The organism is Parahaliea mediterranea (assembly GCF_017255185.1).
Classification (GTDB): Bacteria; Pseudomonadota; Gammaproteobacteria; order Pseudomonadales; family Halieaceae; genus JAFKCZ01.
The window spans coordinates 143,631-161,313 of record NZ_JAFKCZ010000012.1 but is presented as its reverse complement, the minus strand read 5'-3'; the positions used below and the strand labels follow the sequence as shown (position 1 = coordinate 161,313).

At 65.7% G+C, this 17,683-nt stretch carries 16 protein-coding genes and 1 pseudogene; 5 read left to right on the top strand and 12 right to left on the bottom strand.

Annotated features, from left to right (window positions below; translation table 11 throughout):
* The 7 genes and pseudogenes from JYP50_RS16455 to JYP50_RS16425 all read right to left on the bottom strand — a co-directional run.
* Nucleotides 1–324, bottom strand: a pseudogene (locus JYP50_RS16455) (transposase); the annotation flags it as partial.
* Nucleotides 325–356: 32 nt separating this feature from the next.
* Nucleotides 357–920: a hypothetical protein gene (locus JYP50_RS16450; RefSeq protein WP_206561642.1), complete on the bottom strand. Its 564-nt coding sequence runs from the start codon at nucleotides 918–920 to the stop codon at nucleotides 357–359.
* A gap of 281 nt (nucleotides 921–1,201) precedes the next feature.
* A complete protein-coding gene (locus JYP50_RS16445) occupies nucleotides 1,202–1,819 on the bottom strand; it encodes an energy transducer TonB (RefSeq protein ID WP_206561641.1) in 618 nt (205 codons plus the stop codon).
* 88 nt (nucleotides 1,820–1,907) lie between these two features.
* A complete protein-coding gene (locus JYP50_RS16440) occupies nucleotides 1,908–3,098 on the bottom strand; it encodes a M56 family metallopeptidase (RefSeq protein ID WP_206561640.1) in 1,191 nt (396 codons plus the stop codon).
* A gap of 10 nt (nucleotides 3,099–3,108) precedes the next feature.
* Nucleotides 3,109–3,498, bottom strand: coding sequence for a BlaI/MecI/CopY family transcriptional regulator (locus tag JYP50_RS16435; protein ID WP_206561639.1), 390 nt, complete (start codon nucleotides 3,496–3,498; stop codon nucleotides 3,109–3,111).
* A gap of 128 nt (nucleotides 3,499–3,626) precedes the next feature.
* Nucleotides 3,627–4,307 (bottom strand): GTP cyclohydrolase I FolE, encoded by a 681-nt coding sequence (gene folE / locus JYP50_RS16430; RefSeq protein ID WP_206561638.1) that lies wholly within the window; start codon nucleotides 4,305–4,307, stop codon nucleotides 3,627–3,629.
* A gap of 87 nt (nucleotides 4,308–4,394) precedes the next feature.
* Nucleotides 4,395–4,781, bottom strand: coding sequence for a hypothetical protein (locus tag JYP50_RS16425; RefSeq protein WP_206561637.1), 387 nt, complete (start codon nucleotides 4,779–4,781; stop codon nucleotides 4,395–4,397).
* A gap of 325 nt (nucleotides 4,782–5,106) precedes the next feature.
* Here JYP50_RS16425 and JYP50_RS16420 point away from each other — a divergent pair, with 325 nt between their 5' ends.
* From JYP50_RS16420 to JYP50_RS16410, 3 genes are read left to right on the top strand one after another with little or no spacing between them, the layout of a single operon-like run.
* On the top strand, nucleotides 5,107–5,511 hold the full coding sequence (locus JYP50_RS16420; protein WP_206561636.1) for a bactofilin family protein: 405 nt from the start codon (nucleotides 5,107–5,109) through the stop codon (nucleotides 5,509–5,511).
* Nucleotides 5,512–5,564: 53 nt separating this feature from the next.
* The gene (locus tag JYP50_RS16415) at nucleotides 5,565–6,134 is read left to right on the top strand and encodes a hypothetical protein (RefSeq protein WP_206561635.1); all 570 of its coding nucleotides are present in this window, start codon (nucleotides 5,565–5,567) and stop codon (nucleotides 6,132–6,134) included.
* Nucleotides 6,135–6,160: 26 nt separating this feature from the next.
* Nucleotides 6,161–7,138 (top strand): LLM class flavin-dependent oxidoreductase, encoded by a 978-nt coding sequence (locus JYP50_RS16410; protein ID WP_206561634.1) that lies wholly within the window; start codon nucleotides 6,161–6,163, stop codon nucleotides 7,136–7,138.
* A gap of 15 nt (nucleotides 7,139–7,153) precedes the next feature.
* Here the strand turns inward: JYP50_RS16410 and JYP50_RS16405 are convergent, their stop codons facing one another.
* The 5 genes from JYP50_RS16405 to JYP50_RS16385 all read right to left on the bottom strand — a co-directional run bounded on the left by JYP50_RS16405 (nucleotide 7,154) and on the right by JYP50_RS16385 (nucleotide 15,239).
* Nucleotides 7,154–7,588 (bottom strand): cupin domain-containing protein, encoded by a 435-nt coding sequence (locus JYP50_RS16405; protein ID WP_206561633.1) that lies wholly within the window; start codon nucleotides 7,586–7,588, stop codon nucleotides 7,154–7,156.
* 26 nt (nucleotides 7,589–7,614) lie between these two features.
* Nucleotides 7,615–8,982 carry a Na+/H+ antiporter NhaC family protein gene (locus JYP50_RS16400; protein WP_206561654.1) on the bottom strand — a complete coding sequence of 456 codons (1,368 nt, stop codon included), beginning with the start codon at nucleotides 8,980–8,982 and terminating at the stop codon, nucleotides 7,615–7,617.
* Complete coding sequence (locus tag JYP50_RS16395; RefSeq protein ID WP_206561632.1) at nucleotides 8,982–10,868, bottom strand: NAD(P)-binding protein; 1,887 nt, start codon at nucleotides 10,866–10,868, stop codon at nucleotides 8,982–8,984. Before JYP50_RS16395 ends, JYP50_RS16400 begins: the two co-directional genes overlap by 1 nt.
* 10 nt (nucleotides 10,869–10,878) lie before the next feature.
* The gene (locus JYP50_RS16390) at nucleotides 10,879–13,326 is read right to left on the bottom strand and encodes a TonB-dependent receptor (RefSeq protein ID WP_241263219.1); all 2,448 of its coding nucleotides are present in this window, start codon (nucleotides 13,324–13,326) and stop codon (nucleotides 10,879–10,881) included.
* A gap of 308 nt (nucleotides 13,327–13,634) precedes the next feature.
* Complete coding sequence (locus JYP50_RS16385; RefSeq protein WP_206561631.1) at nucleotides 13,635–15,239, bottom strand: tetratricopeptide repeat-containing sulfotransferase family protein; 1,605 nt, start codon at nucleotides 15,237–15,239, stop codon at nucleotides 13,635–13,637.
* Between the two features lie 273 nt (nucleotides 15,240–15,512).
* On the opposite strand from JYP50_RS16385, the gene JYP50_RS16380 reads away from it, so the two are divergent.
* Both JYP50_RS16380 and JYP50_RS16375 read left to right on the top strand, forming a co-directional pair.
* On the top strand, nucleotides 15,513–16,841 hold the full coding sequence (locus JYP50_RS16380) for an MFS transporter (RefSeq protein ID WP_241263218.1): 1,329 nt from the start codon (nucleotides 15,513–15,515) through the stop codon (nucleotides 16,839–16,841).
* Between the two features lie 71 nt (nucleotides 16,842–16,912).
* A complete protein-coding gene (locus tag JYP50_RS16375; protein WP_206561630.1) occupies nucleotides 16,913–17,656 on the top strand; it encodes a transporter substrate-binding domain-containing protein in 744 nt (247 codons plus the stop codon).
* The last annotated feature ends 27 nt before the right edge of the window (nucleotides 17,657–17,683 follow it).

Here is a 17,683-nt window from a genome sequence, read left to right as displayed (position 1 = left end):
TCTTCTTGTGTCGGGTGATGAACGCGTATTTCACCGCGTTTCCTTGGCAAAGAAGACCGTTGCCTTTTTTAAGATGTCTTTCTCCATCTTTAAGCGGCGATTTTCTTCCCGGAGCTTCCTGATTTCAGCCTGCTCCGCTGTGAGTTTGCCATTGCCACGAAAGGCCTTTCCATCGTCCTCTGTGTGTTCTTTGATCCAGCGGCCCAGCATATTGGCATTGATCTCCAGGCTGCGGGCGGCTTCCGCACGGCTATAGCCTTGCTCCAACACGAGGCTGATCGCGTCCAGCTTGAATTCCTTCGAATATTTCTTTCTCGACTTCATGTAGTACAGTCTCCAGTTGAGGGTATTGTCCCTTAACTGGGCTGGTCACATCCATTGAACCACTCCATTTGTATCTCTACGCAATCAAAGCCAGCCTTGACCGCAACTTCAGCTGCACCGCAGTAATCCGACAGCAGGCCCTGGATCTGCTTGTGGGACATACCAATTGCAAATGGTCTACCGTTGGGTGCTCCGAGTTTATTGAAATGAAATGAGGGTGCTAAAGTGAAGCGAGTGCTTCTCGGTTTGTTCTGTTTGAAAAATCCACAGTGTGTCAATTGAGCGGATATCTTGGCGCCGGCACTATGCACTTCATCGCTGAGTTCCTTTAGACTCTGATGTAGGCCTGAGTGTAAATACATCTGGTTGTCTAGGTTTCGGGCATCTACAGATACATTGCAGCACCCCACGGTGGTCATGGCTACGCCGCCGCGAGCAAATTCTGCATGAAATTCTATGAGTGCTTTGGTCGGATGTCCTTCGGGAGTTTTCCCTTCGAAAGTTGCTGATTTTATCACGCGGTTCTTGAGAATAATTGGACCTAATGCGGTTGGGCTGGCCAAAACCTCTAACCCTTCAACGGTCATGGTGGTCATTACATTTCCTAAGCCTTGCTGTGATTTCCTTTGGTTAGCTTAAGAGCAGTACTATGGAGTTTCATGGGCCATTTGGCCTATCTGGAACGGTAGGGTGTATGAGGCGGTAGAGGCCTTTAGTAGGCACAATACGGTCCCGCGTCATAGCATAATGTGTCTATTACGGACATTTTATGTTGGAAGCGAAATCTACCACCTCAGGCGAACCGTCGCTTGGTCGGCCCCCGGACGCCTGAACTGCCCGGGGGCCGGATTAACCCCACGAAGCCCCCACCGTTTCCTCACTCCTCCAAGCGAAAACTGATACGCGTGGTCATATCCCTCTGGCCATAGGGCACCCCGTCCTGTATTGGCGGCTTGTACTTCCACTTGCCTAAAGTACGGATGGCGGCGTTTTCGAATACGCCCTCGGGCTGCGCGTCTAGCACCCGGATGTTTTCGGTTTTGCCGCTGGCGGAGACGTCGAAGATCAGGTCGACATGGCCCTCGATGCCGCGGCGCAGGGCCCGGGGCGGGTAGTCGGGGGCGATGCGGAAAACCGGGACGATGGTCGAGGAACCGCTGCCGGCGTTGATGTCGCCCACATCTGTCGGGGGTTCAAAATTGCCGACGCGGGTGAGGGGGCCGTCGATCAGGTCGGTTGTCGTGGTGGGGGTTTCCCACTTGGGTGTCTCCTCCGGTTTCTCGGGCTTCTCCACCCGTTCGTCGGGCCTGACCTCCGGCGGTTTTCTTTCCGGCATGGTCACGTCCGGGCGCAGCGGCACCGACGACTCCAGTACCGGAACCTCGGTGGCGATCAGCGCCTGCATCAGCAGGAACAGGGTGGCGGTGACGGCCACCGACAGGGCGGCGGATGCGCCGCGGCGCAGGGCGATGGGTGCGTGGATTGTGGTGCTCATGCTCAACTCCCCGGGCACGGGGGTGCCCTCCAGTAAAAATCCGGTGACAACTGCATGTTGTGAAAGGGGTGATGCGCCGGCGGCGCCGTCAGGGTGGCTTGTCCGGGGTGGCGATATCGCTCGCCGGGAACTGGAATGTCACCCGCCAGTTATTGCCGATGGGTGATGGCGGTGGTGCCGAGCCCCGTGCCGTAAGCGCGTCCGGCCGCTCGGGCTCCACCGCGGGCGGTGGCAGGGGGCGCGGCCGCGGCGAGGCGTACTCGGTCAGCGCAGCGGTGGCGTCGCTGGTGGCGGTCGACCACGGTTGCAGGGGCCTGGACGGGGAGCGCTCCCGGGCCTCGGCCGGCGCGGGGGCGAGCTGCAGGCCCGCCAGGGGCAGGGTCAGCAACAGGCACAGCGGCAGTAGCCAGGGCCAGCCGGTGTTCATCACCGAATGGTCGTGGCCCGCGGCACAGATGTTGCGAATGCGCACCGCCAGCTGCGACTGGCGGCTGAAGGGCACCGCGGCGCGCAGCCGGTGACCGCGGGCCTGGGCCAGCAGCAGGGAGGCGTAGTCGGGGGCATGGTCGGGGGCATTGTTGTCCTGGGCCAGCACGTGGTTGTCGCAGGCTTGCTCGGATTCCAGGGCCAGTTGCGCCAGGGTGTGGCGCAGGCCGGGGATGGGCCAGTAGAGCACGCCCACGATCCGCCCCAGCAGGTGCGCCAGCCAGTCACCGCGGTGTACGTGACCCAGTTCGTGTTGCAGCGCCATGCGCTGCTCCCGGGGGCTCATTCGCGCGGCGAGGGGTACCAGGATGACGGGTTTGAGGTAGCCCCAGGTGAGCGGCGAGTCTATGGCCGCGCTGGCACGCAGGCGCAAGCGGGCGGGCGGGTCCAGGGCCGCGAATTGTCGCCGCCACGCCAGCGGGGCGGGCGCGGAGCGCAGCGTTGTTATCAGCAGGGCAAGCAGGTCGCGCAGCAGTTGTCCCCCTCGCCAGGCCACGCCGGCGAGATAGGCCAGCAGCAGTAGGGCCAGCAGTTTGTCGAGCGGGCCCGGCGCGCCCGCGGTACCGGTGTGGAGCGCGGGCAGTTGCCAGCGGGGCGCCACCCAGGCCAGCAGCGGCAGCAGCGCCAGGCAGAGCAGGGTGGCGAAGCGGGCGCGGTGGCGCACGGCGGCGGCGCTCAGGCCGACATCGTCGGCGAGCAGGGCGCCCAGCAGCAGGATCAGCAGGGCCTTGGCGAACAGCAGCAACAGGCCGCCGCCGGGGAGCAAGGCCTGCACATCCGTGATCCAGCCCATGATCATCCCCCTACTGGCGCCGCCGGGCGCGTTCCCGCTCGATCAGCGTGGCCAGCTCGTCCAACTCCTCGTCTTTCATCTGCGGCGCGCCCATGCCCAGCAGGGCGTTGGCGGCGCCCAGCGTGGAGCCGCCGAAAAAAGTCTTGATCAGTCGCCGCAGGGCGCCCTGGCGGGCGTGGTTGAGGGGTTGCACGGGGGCGTAGATATAGCGGGCCCCGTCCTGGCGGAAGCTGGCCTGGCCCTTGTCCACCAGGATGGCCAGCAGGGCGCGCACCGCGGAGTAACTCGGCGCCTCGGGCAGCGCGCCGTGGATATCCCGGGCGGAAGCCTCTCCCCGCTCGTAGAGCAGGTCCATGATCTGCCGTTCGCGCCTGCTCAATTGTTGAGCGGTCTTTGCCATAGGTGCCTGCTAATTTATTAACACTGTGCTAATAATTTAGCAGGCGCGACCGGCTTGTCAAGCGCCTCGCCAGGCGCCTCGCCACGCCCCAGGGTGAGTGCAAGCGCTGTGCGGGGGCGGGGCCGCCGCTAGCGCAGGAACTCGTTGCGGGTACTGGCGTCGTTTTTGAATGCGCCGCCCAGGGCGGTGGTGCGGGTGCGGGAGTTGCCGTCCATTACCCCGCGCGCCTTGACGCAGTAGTGCGTCGCGTTGATGGTGACCGCCACGTCCTCGGTGGCCAGCAGGGTTTGCAGGGCCACCAGGACCTGCTGGGTGAGGCGCTCCTGCACCTGCGGGCGCTGCGCGAAAAAGCGCACGATGCGATTGATCTTCGACAGGCCGATGATGCGCTCGCCCGGGATGTAGGCGACCCGGGCGCTGCCATCGATGGTGACGAAGTGATGTTCGCAGGTGCTGACCACGCCGATGTCATCCACCAGCACCATTTCCTCGACGCGCATTTTGTTTTCGATGACCGATACCCGCGGAAATTGTCGATAGTCGAGCCCGGCAAACAGTTCGTCCACGTACATCTTCGCGATGCGCGCCGGGGTGTCGCGCAGGCTGTCGTCGGTCAGGTCGAGGCCCAGGGCCGTGGCGATGTCGGTGAATGCCTCGCGGATGCGCCGCCGCCTGTCCCCGCTGTCGAGGTGGTTGGCCACCAGTGGCGTCTCCAGGCCGCGCGCGAGGAGGGCGGATCGCACGCGATGGGCGTCGTCTGTCAGGTCGTCATCCAGGTGTGGCAGGTTCCGGGCGAGGGCGGCTTCCATGATTTACTCCTTGTCGGTGTCCGGTTTGGTACGCGGACCCGGCGGGAGTGGATTCCAGGGGCGGTGGAAAAGGGCCGGGCGTTCGGGTCAGGAGTCGTAATCCAGGCGCCGGCGGCCCCGGTTGTGGCGCTGTTCCGGGCCGTCACAGCGCGCGCTTACAATGGCGTCCAGGATCTGCAATTCGCGGCGGTCGCCGTTGGTGCGTCGGTCCGGGTGGTGGGCATAGGTACAGTGGCAGCGCTCGCGGTCGCATTCCGGTAGCGGCAGCATCGGGGGCGTGTCCAGCAAGAAACGCCGTCCGCGCAGCGCCTGCGCCGGCGCGCAACCGCGCTCCCCGGGGTGGATGGAAACCGCGCGATAGCGGAAGGGGGCCGCGCGAGCCTGGCGCCGGTGGGAGTTCCCCTGGCGGCCCCGCGCAATCAGTATCAACAGCAGGGTCGCCGCCAGGGCAAAGAGGCCGAGCAGTACCGCCACGCAGACCGCCTTCCCGCAAGGGGTGGATAAAAACTGTACAGTAGGCAAGTTTAGGTGACGGAGCGGCGCTGTCCCGGGGGTCGGCCCTTAATCCGGAAAAAGTGTGATTTGGATCACAGAATGCTAGAGATGGCGTTGACAGGCTGATAGCATTATTCGCCCACATTGAGTGAACGTGGTAGTGCTTATGTTTGATCGCAACAAAGACAAGGGCAAGCAGGCCGGGCGACAGACGCCCCCGCCTCCACCGGAACCGGCTGCCCCGGCTCCCAGCCCGTCTCCCGCCCATAATTATGCAGAGTTGTCGCCATCCAGGAGTGCCGCAATGATTGGACCGAGCATCAAAATCAAGGGAGAGGTTACCGGCGACGAGGACCTGGTGATCCGGGGCAGCGTCGAGGGCACCATCGACCTCGCCGCGCACGAAGTCACCGTCGGTGAATCCGGCAAGGTCAAGGCGGATATCAAGGGCAAGGTTGTCACCGTCAACGGCGAGGTGACCGGCGACATTACCGGCGGCGAGAAGGTTATCATTGCCAAGACCGGCCATGTGCGCGGCAATATCGTCGCGCCGCGCATGACCCTGGAGGATGGCGCGGTGTTCAAGGGCAGCATCGACATGGACCCGGGCGAGGTCGCCAGCCGCAAGGGCCCGACCCCCGCGCCCCAGCCCAAGGCCACCACCTCCGCCAACAGCGAGGCGCCCAGCCTTGACCTGAAAAGCGGTTGACCGCGGTCGTTTCTCCCGGCGGGTCGCCAGCGGGCGGCTCGCCGGGCAGTAGCATGAAAACCCAGGCTTCGCGGCTATTGCCGTCGCTGTTCGAACAGGTCGACCAACAATGGCCGCTGACCGTGTTGAACGTGGGGCCGGCATTGCCGGAAACCGTGGAGTTTTTCTCCGCCTACCGCTGCAAGATTCACTTCGCCGACCTCTACCCCGAGCTGCCGCTGCGGGCGGACGAGGACCGGGGCATCACCCTGGACCGGTGCCTGGAGGATGCGCTGGAGCTGCCGGGCGGCGCCTTGTTCGACCTGTGCTTTTTTTGGGATGCCCTGAACTTTCTCAGTAACGAGGCGGTGGGTGCGCTGGCGGCCAAGCTGCGGCCGCACCTGCACCCCGACAGCCGGGCCCACTGTTTTGCGGTGCACAACAGCAAGACCCCGGCGGCCACCACCTTTCACGGCATCGCCGACGCCGGGCATTTCAGCGTCCGCACCCGCGTCGTCCAGCCCCCGGATTACCAGCCCCATCCCCAGGGAGAGTTGGTATCCCGCTTGCGTTTTTTCCAGGTGGACCGCAGTGTGTTGATGCCGGACAGGCGCATCGAGCTGGTGCTCAACGCGCGATTGTAGTTGTTAGTCAATCCCCTGGATCATTCATGAAGTTATCGGTACTGGACCAATCCCTGGCGCGCTCCGCCGACGAGCCCGACGTGGCCCTGCAAGAATCGCTGGACATGGCGCGCTGGTGCGAGGCGCTGGGCTATGAGCGCTTCTGGGTGTCCGAGCACCACGCCTTCCCGGCGGTGGCGGGCAGCGCGCCGGAAGTGCTGCTGGCGGCTCTGGGCGCGGCCACCTTGCGGATTCGCCTCGGTTCCGGCGGCATCATGCTGCCGCACTACAGCCCCTACAAGGTCGCGGAGTGTTTCTCCCTGCTGGCCAACCTCTATCCCGGGCGTATCGATTTGGGAGTGGGGCGGGCGCCGGGGGCGGATATGGCCACCGCGGTGGCGCTGGCGACCGACGGGCGCCCCAAGTTCGAGCGCTTCCCGGAGCTGGTGACGCGCCTGGACGACTATTTGCGCAACCCGGCGGCGCGGCCCCTGGTCAGCCCGCGGCCGCCGGCGGATTTGCCGCTGTGGATGCTGGGCTCGAGCCCGGACAGCGCGCTGCTGGCGGCGGAGCGCGGCCTGCCCTACAACCTGGGCCTGTTTATCAACCCCCAGGCGGCGCCGGAACTGGTTCACCTGTACCGGGCGCGGTTTCGTCCCAGCGCCCGGCTGGGCGCGCCCTACGCGATCATTACCACCAGTGTGTTCTGCGCCGACGACGAGCCGCGGGCGCGAGCGCTGCAGCTCACCTACGATCTCAACCTCTACCGTTTCGTGACCGACCAAAGCATTGGCCGCTCACTGACGCCGGGCGAGGCCCTGGACTACCCGCTGGGGCCGCGGGAGCAGGCCTTTATCGCCAGCCGCGGCAGCAACCGTGCGGTGGGCACGCCCGGCCAGGTGCGCGGGCAGCTGGAAGCCCTGGCCGAGCGCTTTGCGGCGGACGAGATCATGGCGGTCAGCAACATGTACTACCTGGAGGACCGCAAGCGGTCCTTCGAGCTGTTGATGGACGCCTTTAAATAGCCCGCCAGGCTCCCGTTAAAGCCCGGAGCCGTCCTGGGAATAGATAACCCAGATCTTGGTATAGCCCTCGGTTTCCCACATCCCGGTCCACTCTTTGGGAATGGTGACCGCCTCGCCGGCCTCGATCACCTGCACGCTGCCGTCGGCGGAAGTCAGGGTGACACTGCCCTCCAGGAAATACATGAATTCGTCGACGCCGTAGGGCTCGTCGATTTCCCAGCGCGAGGGTCCCGCCCGGTACATCCCCGAGGCGAACTTGCCGTCGCTGCTGAGCAGCGAGGTGACATCCAGTACCTCGTGGCCGTTGCGTTCGGTCTTTTCCGTGTCGGGGTGTTGGAACAATTTGCCGTCGAGGTCCGCCCGATTCATCTCGGCGGGTTTGACGGTATCGCCGGCAAAGGCGATGGCGCTGCCGAGCAGGGCGGCGCAGGCGGTGGTGACGATACGCATGGAGCTCTCCTTGTGTTGGCTGATGGCTACAGGTAGGCGATGCCCAGGTAGCCGATCACGGTGATCAGCGCGGCAATCAGCGCGTAGGGAATCTGGGTCAGGGCGTGTTGCAGCGGCGTGCAGCCGGTGGCCTGGGCGGTCAGCACGGTGGCGTCGGAGTAGAAACAGGCGTGGCTGCCGAAGGTGCTGGCCGAGAGCGTGGCGCCGATCACCAGGGTCATGTCGGCGCCCAGATTGTGCGCGAGGCTGGTGACGATGGGCAGCACGATCACGAATACCCCCCAGTTGGAGCCGGTCATGAAGGACACCAGGCCCATGCTGACGAAGATCGCAGCGGGTAGCAGCTCGGCGGTCAGCAGCGGCTCCATGGTCGACACCACATAGGCCGGCAGGCCCAGGGCGTCGTTCACGTCCTTGAGGATAAAGGCCGCCACCAGTACCGCCAGTGGCTCGATCATGGTCTTGAAGCCATCGATGACGGTGTCGAAGGTTTCGTGCAGATCCAGCAGGCGCAGCCCCAGCACGATGGCCACGGTCGCCCCGAGGGTGATGTAGATGCCGATCAGGAAGTCGTTGTCGAAGGCCATGGTGGTGCCCACCAGGGTCAGCATCGGCAACACAAACAGCCACACCCGCGGGCGAATGCCGGGCTTGGGCTGCACCGCCTGGTTGGCGCGCTCAATGTGCGCCGCCTCCGGTGGCACGGTCACGCCGGTCTCCCGCGCCCGTTGCTCGGCGGCCTTCATCGGTCCCAGGGCCGGCAGTCCGCCGCAGATGGCCACCGGCACCAGGATCACCGCCACCCAGGCGTAGAACATGTAGGGAATCGCCGAGATGTATACCGCCAGGCCCTGGCCTTCCCCGGCCAGGCCGTTGGCCACCAGCAGGCCGCCGAAGAAAGCGCCCCAGGTGGAATAGGGGATGATGACGCTGATCGGCGCGGCGGTGGAGTCGACCACGTAGGCGAGCTTCTCCCGCGATACCCGGAACTTGTCGGTCAGGTTGCGCATCGCCGCGCCCACCGCCAGGGAATTCAGGTAGTCGTCCACGAACATGAAGATGCCCAGGCCCCAGGTGGTGAGCAGGGCACCGCGGGCGGTGCTCACCCGGTCCGCCAGCGCCGCGGTAAAGGCGCTGGTGGAGCCGGTGCGGATCAGCAGGGCGATCAGGCTGCCCATGAAACCGCAGACCAGGATTACCCAGGCCACGTCCTCGTCGGTGAGTACGCGCAGGGAGGTGTCGGCGAAGCCACTGACAAAGTCCGCCCCGTGCAGCATGCCCAGCCCCGCGAGGCCACCGCAGATCAGCGACTCGATGGGGCGCCGGGTCCACACCGCCAGCACGAAGACCAGGGCGGTGGGCAGCAGGGAGAGCAGGGTACCGCTGGCTTCCATCACGCGACCCCCAGTTGTTCGCCGGTGGCGCGCCAGGCGGCGTCGATGGCGCCGTCGACGAAGGCGTAGGCCGCGGCGTCGGAGTTGGCGATGGAGATGCGGCCCAACTGCCGCGCCCCCAGCAGGTGGGGGCCGTTATCGGGCCCGTATTCCGGCGGGTCGGAATACTCGTTGTATTCGTAGGCGTAGCCGTGGGGCCAGCGATTGACCGTAATGGCGGCGATGTCCCGCTCCGGGTCGAAGCCGCCGCCGGCCAGGGCGCCGCCCAGGGTGTCGACGATGTGCGCCTCGAATTGCGCGAAGGAGGTTTCGTACACCGCGCGGCGGCCGATGACGTGCTGCTCCCTCGCGGAGAGCCCGCGGTCCGGCGCGCAGGGTACGTAGGAACCGTGCAGCACCGTGGGGCGGTCCGGGTTGCCGGCGTAGCGGTAGCCGCCCATGCTCACCGGGAAGTCCAGGCCGATGGAATGCATCATCTGCGGCCGGGGAATGCTGAAACTGCTGTAACCCAGTTCGGCGAAGGCGCGCCAGTTGCGCACCGCGACGCTCATGTACACCAGCGGCACCTTGGTGGAGTAGTCGATGGCCTCGCGCTGCTCGGCGGGCAGCTCCGGGCAGATGTGGGGAATGATGTCGTTGTAGCAGGCGAGCACGGTGTGCCTGCCGCGCACGCGGTGGACATTGCCCCGGTTGACGTAGGTGATGTCCACGTGGCGTTGGTCCGCGGTGTGCCGCACATCGACCGCGGTGCTGTTGAGGCGGATGCGGCAGTTGGACCCGGCGAGGTCCAGTTTGCCGTAGTCCGCCCGGGCCAGCACCAGGTCTTCCATGCTGCTGCCGGGAATGGCGTCGGGCAGCAGGGCGCGCACCAGGGCGCGGGCGACCCCGGCGTTGCCGTCGGGGAAGTGGAAAATGTAGGGCTCGTCGCGCTCCGGCTCGCCGTTGGCGTCGATCTCCCCGAGGTCGAGGGCGGCGGTGCCGGGCATGCCCATGCGCGCCGCCTCGAGGGCGGACTGGGCGTCCCAGCCCACGCCCCACCAGCCGCGTATGTTGTCGCGCAGCAGCAGGTAGACCGGCTCGGGCACGCCCGCGTGATCCAGCAAAAAGTCGCGGTAGGTGATGCCGCGCAGGTAGTCGATCTTCTGTTCGCGGGTGCGTGGCGCCAGGACGTCCCGCGGTGCGTCGAGCAGTTGCAGCAGGGCCGTGCGCGAGGCCGCGTCCAGCGGGTAGCGCGCCACCTGCGCCGCGTTGTGGGCGGCGGCTTCCGGCGAGCCGTCCCGCCGCAGCTCCGCGGCCACCGCGTGGCGCCCGTAGCTGGCCTCGCTGAAGTACAGGCCGCGCTGTAGCTTGTGGCGGTCAGAGAATTCCCGGTCGAAATACTCGTAGAAGCGGTCGGTGTGGATGCCCACGTCGCGCAGCAGTTGCGCGGCGGCGGGGGAGTAGCTGCCGGGGGTGTCGATGGACTGGCTGCCGCCGTAGCCAATCAGCTGCTCGCCATCGACGTTGAACTCGTTGCGCTTGGCGTGACCGCCGAAGTCATCGTGGTTGTCGAGGATCAGGATACTGGCCCCGGGTCCCATTTTCTGGCGGTAGAAGTGGGCCGCGGCGAGGCCGGAAATACCGCCGCCCACCACCACGAGATCGTAAACCGGATCGGTGAGCCGCGCCGGCGCCGGGTAGCGCTTGCCCGCCCAGGCCACCGAGTGGGCGACCTCGAAGGAGCCCGGGTGGCTGCCGCGCATGCCGGTGAGGGATGGCGGGTAATCGGCGCCGCCGGATTCCGCCGGCGCGGCCATGCCGCGCAGCGGTCCGAGGCCGGCGGCGGAAGCGCCAAGCGCCAGCCCGCCGAGAAAGTCCCGGCGGGTGATGTGCAGTAGTTTCGACATACCCGCCCCGTCAGAGTCCGTAGGAAAAGCGCAGGCCCACGGTGCGCGGGCGGCTGGGGCCGATGTCCGATTGTACGTAGGGGGAAGAGGCGGATGTAATGCCGTTGCCGCTGTCGTAGTACTCGTCGTCGAACAGGTTTTCGACGTAAAGCGCCAGGGCCCAGCCAGTCGGCGAGCGATAACCCGCGGTGGCTTGCACTTCGGTATACTCGCCGACTTCGCGCCAACCGGCGGCGCGGGTTATGGCATTTGACGGCTCCCAATCAGCGGGGGCGCCATCTTCCCAGCTGGCAACAACGTTGCCGAACAACTCGCCGTTGTCCAGCGGATAGTTGCCATTCAAGCTTGCGAACGCGGTGTATTCCGGCACGCCCGGGATTGGCGAGCCCTCGCAGGCCGAGGCATCGTCGAGCCATTCCTCGCCGCCACTACAAAACGCCTCGATGCCGCTGCCTTCGCTGTCGAACCAGGAAAAGCCCACGCCCAATTGCCAGTTATCCGACAGCGCCAGATTCCAGTTGCCCTCCAGTCCCTGGCCCTTCACCTCACCGGTGTTGCATACCACAACCACCGGGGAGCCCGGTTCGCTGCAAGTGGCTTGAAGATCCTCATACTCGTAATAGAACGCCGTTAACTGCAGTTGGCTCATGCCGTCCCACTGGCTACCCTTGTACCCGATTTCGTAGGAAACCACGGTTTCGGCGTCAAAGGTCGACGGTACATGCACGCCGGGAAGGGCTTCGACGCCGCTGAATGGACCGCCGGGATCGACTGAATAGCTGTTGTAGCCGCCTTGTTTGTAGCCATTGGTGATGCTGAAATACAGCAGTTGATCATCCCCGGGATGCCAATTGACGACCGCCCGATAGGTGGGTTCACTCCAGGACTGGGTATCGGATACCGGGCCTTGCGGCGTGGTAAAGCCGGTCTGTACCACCTGGCCGAGAATGCTCTGGTTGCGGCCGGCCAGCACCTCTTGCGACATCTCTTTTTCGTCGTCGTTGTAGCGTACGCCGATGGCGGCATCCCACTGCTCGGAGAACTGGAACTGCAGGTCGATATAGGCCGCCCAGCCGGAGAAGGTGCCCTTGGTGCGGTTCCAGTCGTCGATCAGGCCGTTGGGGCTCGGGGTCCATTGATAGGTGCCCCAGTAGTCGTAGAGGATGTAGGCGTAGGCGCCGTCGTAGTAGATGTTGTTGTAGTAGTCGAAAACGTCCTCGCAGGCTTGGCCCCAATACACGTTGCAATACAGGTCCTCGTCCTGCTGGCCGAGAAATTCGGTGTCGATTTCCTCCCGGTAGTAGGACACACCGGCGTACCAGTTGAACATGCCCTCGTTCTGGGAGGTCAGGCGCAGTTCCTGCTCGAAGTACTCCCCGGACTGGATCTGCTCGTAGTTGAAGATGGTGATCGCGGTGGCGTCGAAGTCCTCGGTGTAGTGGTAGTCGTGGTCCTTGTAGCCGGTCAGCGAGGTCAGGGTGGCCCAGCCCAGGTCGTAGTTGACATCGAGGCCGACGCTCCAGATTTCGCCGTTGTCGATAATGCCGTTGCGGGGCTCGTCAATGCGCACGTCGCGGAAGTCTCCCGGCAGCGGGATATCGCCGTAGATGTCTTCCAGGAACTGATAGGACGGACCTTTTCCGGTCGCGCGGTAAATCGTGCCCGACTGATCGCGGTCTTCGTATTCAAGGTACAGGTTGGCTGTCAGCGCGCCACCCGCGTCATACGAGCCCGTGACTCGAATACCGGCCTTGTCGTGTTCAATGTGTTCCTTTCCGGTGATTTCATTGTCGACATAGCCGCCCTCGGTGGAGTAGAAGCCCGCTACGCGAATGGCCAAGTCATTGGTGACATCGAAGTTCGTGCCGCCCTCGACGCGAAGAATGTCGCGTTCCGCGATACGCAGATCGAGATAGGTTTCGCTTTCGCCCTGGGTGGGTTTGCGGGTAATGATATTGAGTGCGCCAGCGATGGAGTTGCGGCCAAATAGAAAGCCTTGGGGCCCCCGCAGAAATTCCGATCGCTCCAGGTCGTACAGGCTGGTCACCCCGGAGCCATTGCGCCCCTGGTAGAAACCGTTCTTGTACACGCCGAGGGAGGGGTCGCCGCCGTTGCCGAAGTCGTTGGTGACAATGCCGCGCACCGCGATGGAGTCGAGGAAGCTGTCCTTGGAATTGCCGGTTACGCCCGGAGTAAAGAACACCAGGTCCTTGACGTCGTCGAGATTGACGTCGCGCACGAAATCGCCGGACAGGGCGGTGACCGCCAGCGGCACGTCCATCACCGATTCCGCGCGCTTGGTGGCGGTGACGATCACCTCCTCCAATTGCTGCGCCTGGGCGGAGCCGGCCACCAGCGCCGCGGAAACGGCAGCGGCGAGGCCGCGTCGCGGGCTGCGTGGCGGACGGTATAGTGGCGCGGACACTGGCCGGCCGCGTTGCAATGGATTCTTGCTCATGACTCCCCCTCTCTATCGAGAACACGTCTATCGAGAACACGACCCCGGTCCCTCGAGGGGCGGGGGCATAGACTGATTGTCGCGGGCGTCATCACTTCCCACCCGAAACGTTATATTGCATTTATCGTCATTTCGGCGGGCTAAACCTGCTGTTGTACAGCTTTAAGTCATGTTTTTGGTTTAGCCCAATCGGGCGGATTTCAGGCTACGAAATCGACCGGGGCAATGCAATACGCCGGGCACAAAAACCCCTACCCCCTTGGGGGTAGGCGTCGAAGGGGGGCGAGAGCCGTGCCCGGGGCGGCGGGTCAGCTGCCGGTCTCGAGGGGGATGTCCAGCGCCGTCAGCGCCTGGCGCAGCGGCGCCAGCTGTGTTTCGTAGCGATGCCAGCGCCCCACCGAGCGGGTGTGGGCCGCCTCTCGCACCTGCACCACGCTGGCGGTGGTGACCGCCCCTTGCTGGCGATGGAAATCCAGGCAGGCGTCCTCCCAGGGGAGTTCAAGGAATTCCAGCAGCGTCCTGGCGTGGGGTTCCGGATTCGCGGCCACGTCCTCGTAGCGCAGCTCGAGGAAGCGTTCGCCAAAGCGATCGCGCCAGCATGCCATCATGCGGTAGTAGCGCGCGTGGTGGCGCGCCATTTCCGCCTGGTCGTAGGAGTGGGGGTAGGCGTCGGCGAACAGCTGCTTGAAGCTGGCGAAACAGGCGTCCATGGGGTCGCGACGCAGGTGGATGATCTTGGCCCGGGGCAGCGCCGCCAGGATCAGCGGCAGGTAGCGGTAATTGGTGGGCAGCTTGTCGACGAAGCGCGGCAGTTCGCCGCGCAGCTTGCGGCTGGTACTGAGGTAGGCCTCGCCCAGGCGCCGCATGTCGATGTCGCTGGCGGCGTGGGCGAGCGCCGCGCTGTGGCGCGCGTTGCCGCGGTAGTTGACCAGGCGGCGGATGGCGCCGTCGAACTGCCGCAGTTCGCCCGCTGAATGCACCTGGGAGTGACTGGTGATGATGCGCTCCACCAGGGTCGTGCCGGTGCGCGGTTGGCCGACAATGAAGATCGGCGACGGGTCCGGGCAGCCGGCGGGTCGCGCGTCCAGCCATTGCCGGGTGAGCACCTCCTGTAGCGCGTCGAACATGGCCACTTCCGCGGCTTCGTCGTAATCGAGTGTGCGCCGGCGCGCCGCGGCGCCGGCGGCGAAAGCCTCGAAGGCGGCGGGCCATTCGCCGAGGTCCTCCAATTCCTTGCCCAGGCCGTAGTTCAGGTAGGCGAGGTCGCGGGGGTTGCCCGGGTTGTCGGCGAGCAGGCCGCGCAGTTGCTCCACGTGTTCGCGATCGTCGGCCTTGCGCAGGTTGGACAGCAGCCAATGCGCATTGGCGTTGCGGGGGTTCACCGCCAGGGCGCGCCGCAGGCAGTCCTCGGCGGCGTCGAAGTCGCCCAGGAACATCTGGTTGTTGGCGCGGTTAACCAGCAGGGGCAGGTTGTCCGGCTGTTGTCGCAGCGCCCGCTCCAGCCACGCGGCGGACTCCTGCTGGTCGCCCAGCTGGCTGTACACGGTGGCGATGGCATCCTGCACCACGGGATTGCCGTCCTGGTGTTGCACCGCTTTGGCGAGGGCGTCGTCGGCGCGATTCACATGCCCCATGCGCATGAACAGCCGCGCGAGTTGCGCCCAGGCGGCGCCGTGTGACGGGTCCAGTTTGGTCACCGAGCCGAATCCCTGTACCGCGGTGCGCAGGTCGTTGCCGTCCTGGGCCACCAGTCCCACCAGGAAGTGGGCCTCGGCGAGGTCGGGCCTGGCGGACAGCAGCTTGCGGCAGCATTCGGCGGCGCCGCGGTGGTCGCCGCGGCCCAGGGCGGTGTAACCCTGGCGCAGGGTGTCTTGCATCCAGGGGGCGGTGGCGGGTGTTTGGGCTCGATTCATGTCGACTCTTATCGCTATGGGTAAGGGCGGAAGCTCCGGCCGCGTGCCAGTCGCCGCCGGGGACGAGGGCGGCGACGCGCCCCCGCGTGTGGCGTTTGCCGCCGCTGGCGCGGCGCACGGCGGCGGGGCGGCTCCCGATTATGCCAGCCAGCGGCCGCGGCAGTCACCCCGTGCCCGGCCGCGAACTTGCCGCGAGGCGACGCGGCATTGCAGAATCGCTGGAGCGCGGGGCGCCAATCCGGCGCGGGTCACTCCACGTAGTCAGGGACAATGATGAACAAACCGGCATTTTCCGAACGTGTGTACAGCGTCCTGGTGGAGGAAGAGGACGCGCGGGTATGCCGGGACATCCCCGAGGCGGCCTGTAGCGGCCAGCCTCTCGCCTTCACCCGGCAACTCGCCGCGCAGACCTGCACCAAACTGGGGGACGCCCTGACCAGCAGCCGCCTGGTGCTGGCCTGGATGCTGTCGTCGCTGGGCGCGCCGGCGGTCTTCATCGCCCTGTTGGTGCCGGTGCGCGAGTCGCTGTCACTGTTGCCGCAACTGTTTGTCGCCCAGGCGGTACGCCGGCATCCGATCCGCAAGACTTTTTGGGTCTGGGGCAGCATGGGGCAGGGCGCGTGCCTGGTGCTGATGGTGGCCGCGGTACTGTTGCTGGAGGGGGCGGCGCTGGGGGTGGCGGTGATCGGCCTGCTGGCGTTGTTCAGTCTGTCCCGCGGCGTGTGCTCCGTCGCCGCCAAGGATGTGCTGGGCAAAACCGTGTCGAAAACGCGCCGCGGCAGGCTCACCGGCCTCGCCGCCTCGGTATCGGGCGCGGTGACCCTGTTGGTGGCGGCGGTACTGATGTTGGCGCCGGCGGTTCTGCCCGGCGGCCAGTCGCTGGCGGGTCCCGGCCTGTTCGCGGCGATCCTCGGCCTGTCGGCGCTGTTGTGGTTCGCCGCCGCGGCCATCTATGCCGGTGTCCCGGAAGTGCCCGGCGCCACCGGCGGTGGGGGCAATGCCTTTACCGAAGCCCTGCGCAGCCTGGACCTGCTGCGCAGCGACCCGCGGTTCCGGCGCTTTGTGGTGGCGCGCATGCTGCTGGTTTCCACCGCCTTCGCCATTCCCTACCTGGTGGTGCTGATTCAGCAAAATGCCCGCTCCGGCACCGCGGGCTTCGCCGCGCTGCTGCTGGCGGAGGGTGCCGCCGGCCTGGTGTCGGGGCCGCTCTGGGGGCGTTGGTCCGACCGCCAGTCGCAGCGGGTGATGGCCGCCGCCGCGGCGCTGTCCCTGTTGCTGATGCTGGCAACACTGGCGCTGGCGGCCTGGCATGCCAGCTGGCTTGGCTTGCCGCTGGTGGCGGGGGCGCTGCTGTTCGTGGCGGCGGTGGCCCACCAGGGAGCGCGGGTGGGCCGCAAGACCTACCTGGTGGACATGGCCACCGGCGACAACCGCGCGCAGTACACGGCGGTGAGCAATACCGTGATCGGGCTGTTCCTGTTCAGCGGCGCCGCCCTGGGTTGGGTGGACACGGCTTTCGGCACCGCCAGCGTGCTGGCGCTGCTGGCGGGTGTGGCGGCGCTGGCCACGCTGCGCTGCGCGGCACTGCCGGCGGTGGATTGAGGCGTTGATTGCCGTGCCGAGCCAAGTCTCATACCATGCGGACTGTGCCTTTATCGGTGGAATCTATGAATGTGCTGCGACTGTTAATGCTTATCTCCCTGCTGGGAGCCGCGCCACTGCATGCCCAGGTGTTGAAGGTGGGATTGTCGCCGGACTATCCGCCGCTACAGTACCGGCAGGAGGGGCGCATCGTGGGTATCGAGCCGGACAACGCGCGGGCGGTGGGCAAGATTCTCGGCCGCGAGGTGGAGTTGGTGCCCATGCCCTTTGCCCAGCTGCTGAGCGCCCTGGAGGCGGGGCGCGTGGACGTGGTGATGTCGGGGCTCAGCGTCACTGCGGAGCGCAGTGCGCGGGTGGCCTTCACCGAGCCCTACCTGCGGGTGGGCCAGATGGCCATCCTGCACCTGGACAAGGTCACCCGTTTCGCGCAGCCCTGGGCGGTGTACCGCGAGGGGGTCAGGGTGGGGGTCGAGCCGGATACCACCGGAGACGCCTTTGCCAAACGCGAACTGCCCGACGCCGAGGTGAGTTACTTCGATAACCCCGATAGCGCCTTCGCGGCGCTGCGCGAGGACCGTATCGATCTCTACGTTCACGACGCCCCCACCAGCTGGCAGCTGGCCAACGACAGTCGCAACGGCGACCTGATCAGTCAGTACAGCCCGCTTACCGAGGAAATGCTGGCCTGGGCGGTGCGCGGGGACGACCCGCAACTGCAAGGCGACCTGAATCGCGCCCTCAACCTGATGCGCGCCAACGGCACGCTGTCCTATATCCTCAACCGCTGGATTCCGGTTCAGGTCGAGGTGAACTGAACTGAGCTGAAGGGAGCGAGACCCCGC

What these genes read in the sequence shown, in the direction of transcription:
- JYP50_RS16400 (WP_206561654.1), bottom strand. Translation starts at nt 8,982, where the DNA reads ATGGAAGCCAGCGGTACCCTGCTCTCCCTGCTGCCCACCGCCCTGGTC.
- JYP50_RS16420 (WP_206561636.1), top strand. Translation starts at nt 5,107, where the DNA reads ATGATTGGACCGAGCATCAAAATCAAGGGAGAGGTTACCGGCGACGAG.
- JYP50_RS16435 (WP_206561639.1), bottom strand. Translation starts at nt 3,498, where the DNA reads ATGGCAAAGACCGCTCAACAATTGAGCAGGCGCGAACGGCAGATCATG.
- JYP50_RS16395 (WP_206561632.1), bottom strand. Translation starts at nt 10,868, where the DNA reads ATGTCGAAACTACTGCACATCACCCGCCGGGACTTTCTCGGCGGGCTG.
- JYP50_RS16410 (WP_206561634.1), top strand. Translation starts at nt 6,161, where the DNA reads ATGAAGTTATCGGTACTGGACCAATCCCTGGCGCGCTCCGCCGACGAG.
- JYP50_RS16415 (WP_206561635.1), top strand. Translation starts at nt 5,565, where the DNA reads ATGAAAACCCAGGCTTCGCGGCTATTGCCGTCGCTGTTCGAACAGGTC.
- JYP50_RS16385 (WP_206561631.1), bottom strand. Translation starts at nt 15,239, where the DNA reads ATGAATCGAGCCCAAACACCCGCCACCGCCCCCTGGATGCAAGACACC.
- JYP50_RS16405 (WP_206561633.1), bottom strand. Translation starts at nt 7,588, where the DNA reads ATGCGTATCGTCACCACCGCCTGCGCCGCCCTGCTCGGCAGCGCCATC.
- JYP50_RS16445 (WP_206561641.1), bottom strand. Translation starts at nt 1,819, where the DNA reads ATGAGCACCACAATCCACGCACCCATCGCCCTGCGCCGCGGCGCATCC.
- folE (WP_206561638.1), bottom strand. Translation starts at nt 4,307, where the DNA reads ATGGAAGCCGCCCTCGCCCGGAACCTGCCACACCTGGATGACGACCTG.
- JYP50_RS16380 (WP_241263218.1), top strand. Translation starts at nt 15,513, where the DNA reads ATGAACAAACCGGCATTTTCCGAACGTGTGTACAGCGTCCTGGTGGAG.
- JYP50_RS16390 (WP_241263219.1), bottom strand. Translation starts at nt 13,326, where the DNA reads ATGAGCAAGAATCCATTGCAACGCGGCCGGCCAGTGTCCGCGCCACTA.
- JYP50_RS16440 (WP_206561640.1), bottom strand. Translation starts at nt 3,098, where the DNA reads ATGGGCTGGATCACGGATGTGCAGGCCTTGCTCCCCGGCGGCGGCCTG.
- JYP50_RS16450 (WP_206561642.1), bottom strand. Translation starts at nt 920, where the DNA reads ATGACCACCATGACCGTTGAAGGGTTAGAGGTTTTGGCCAGCCCAACC.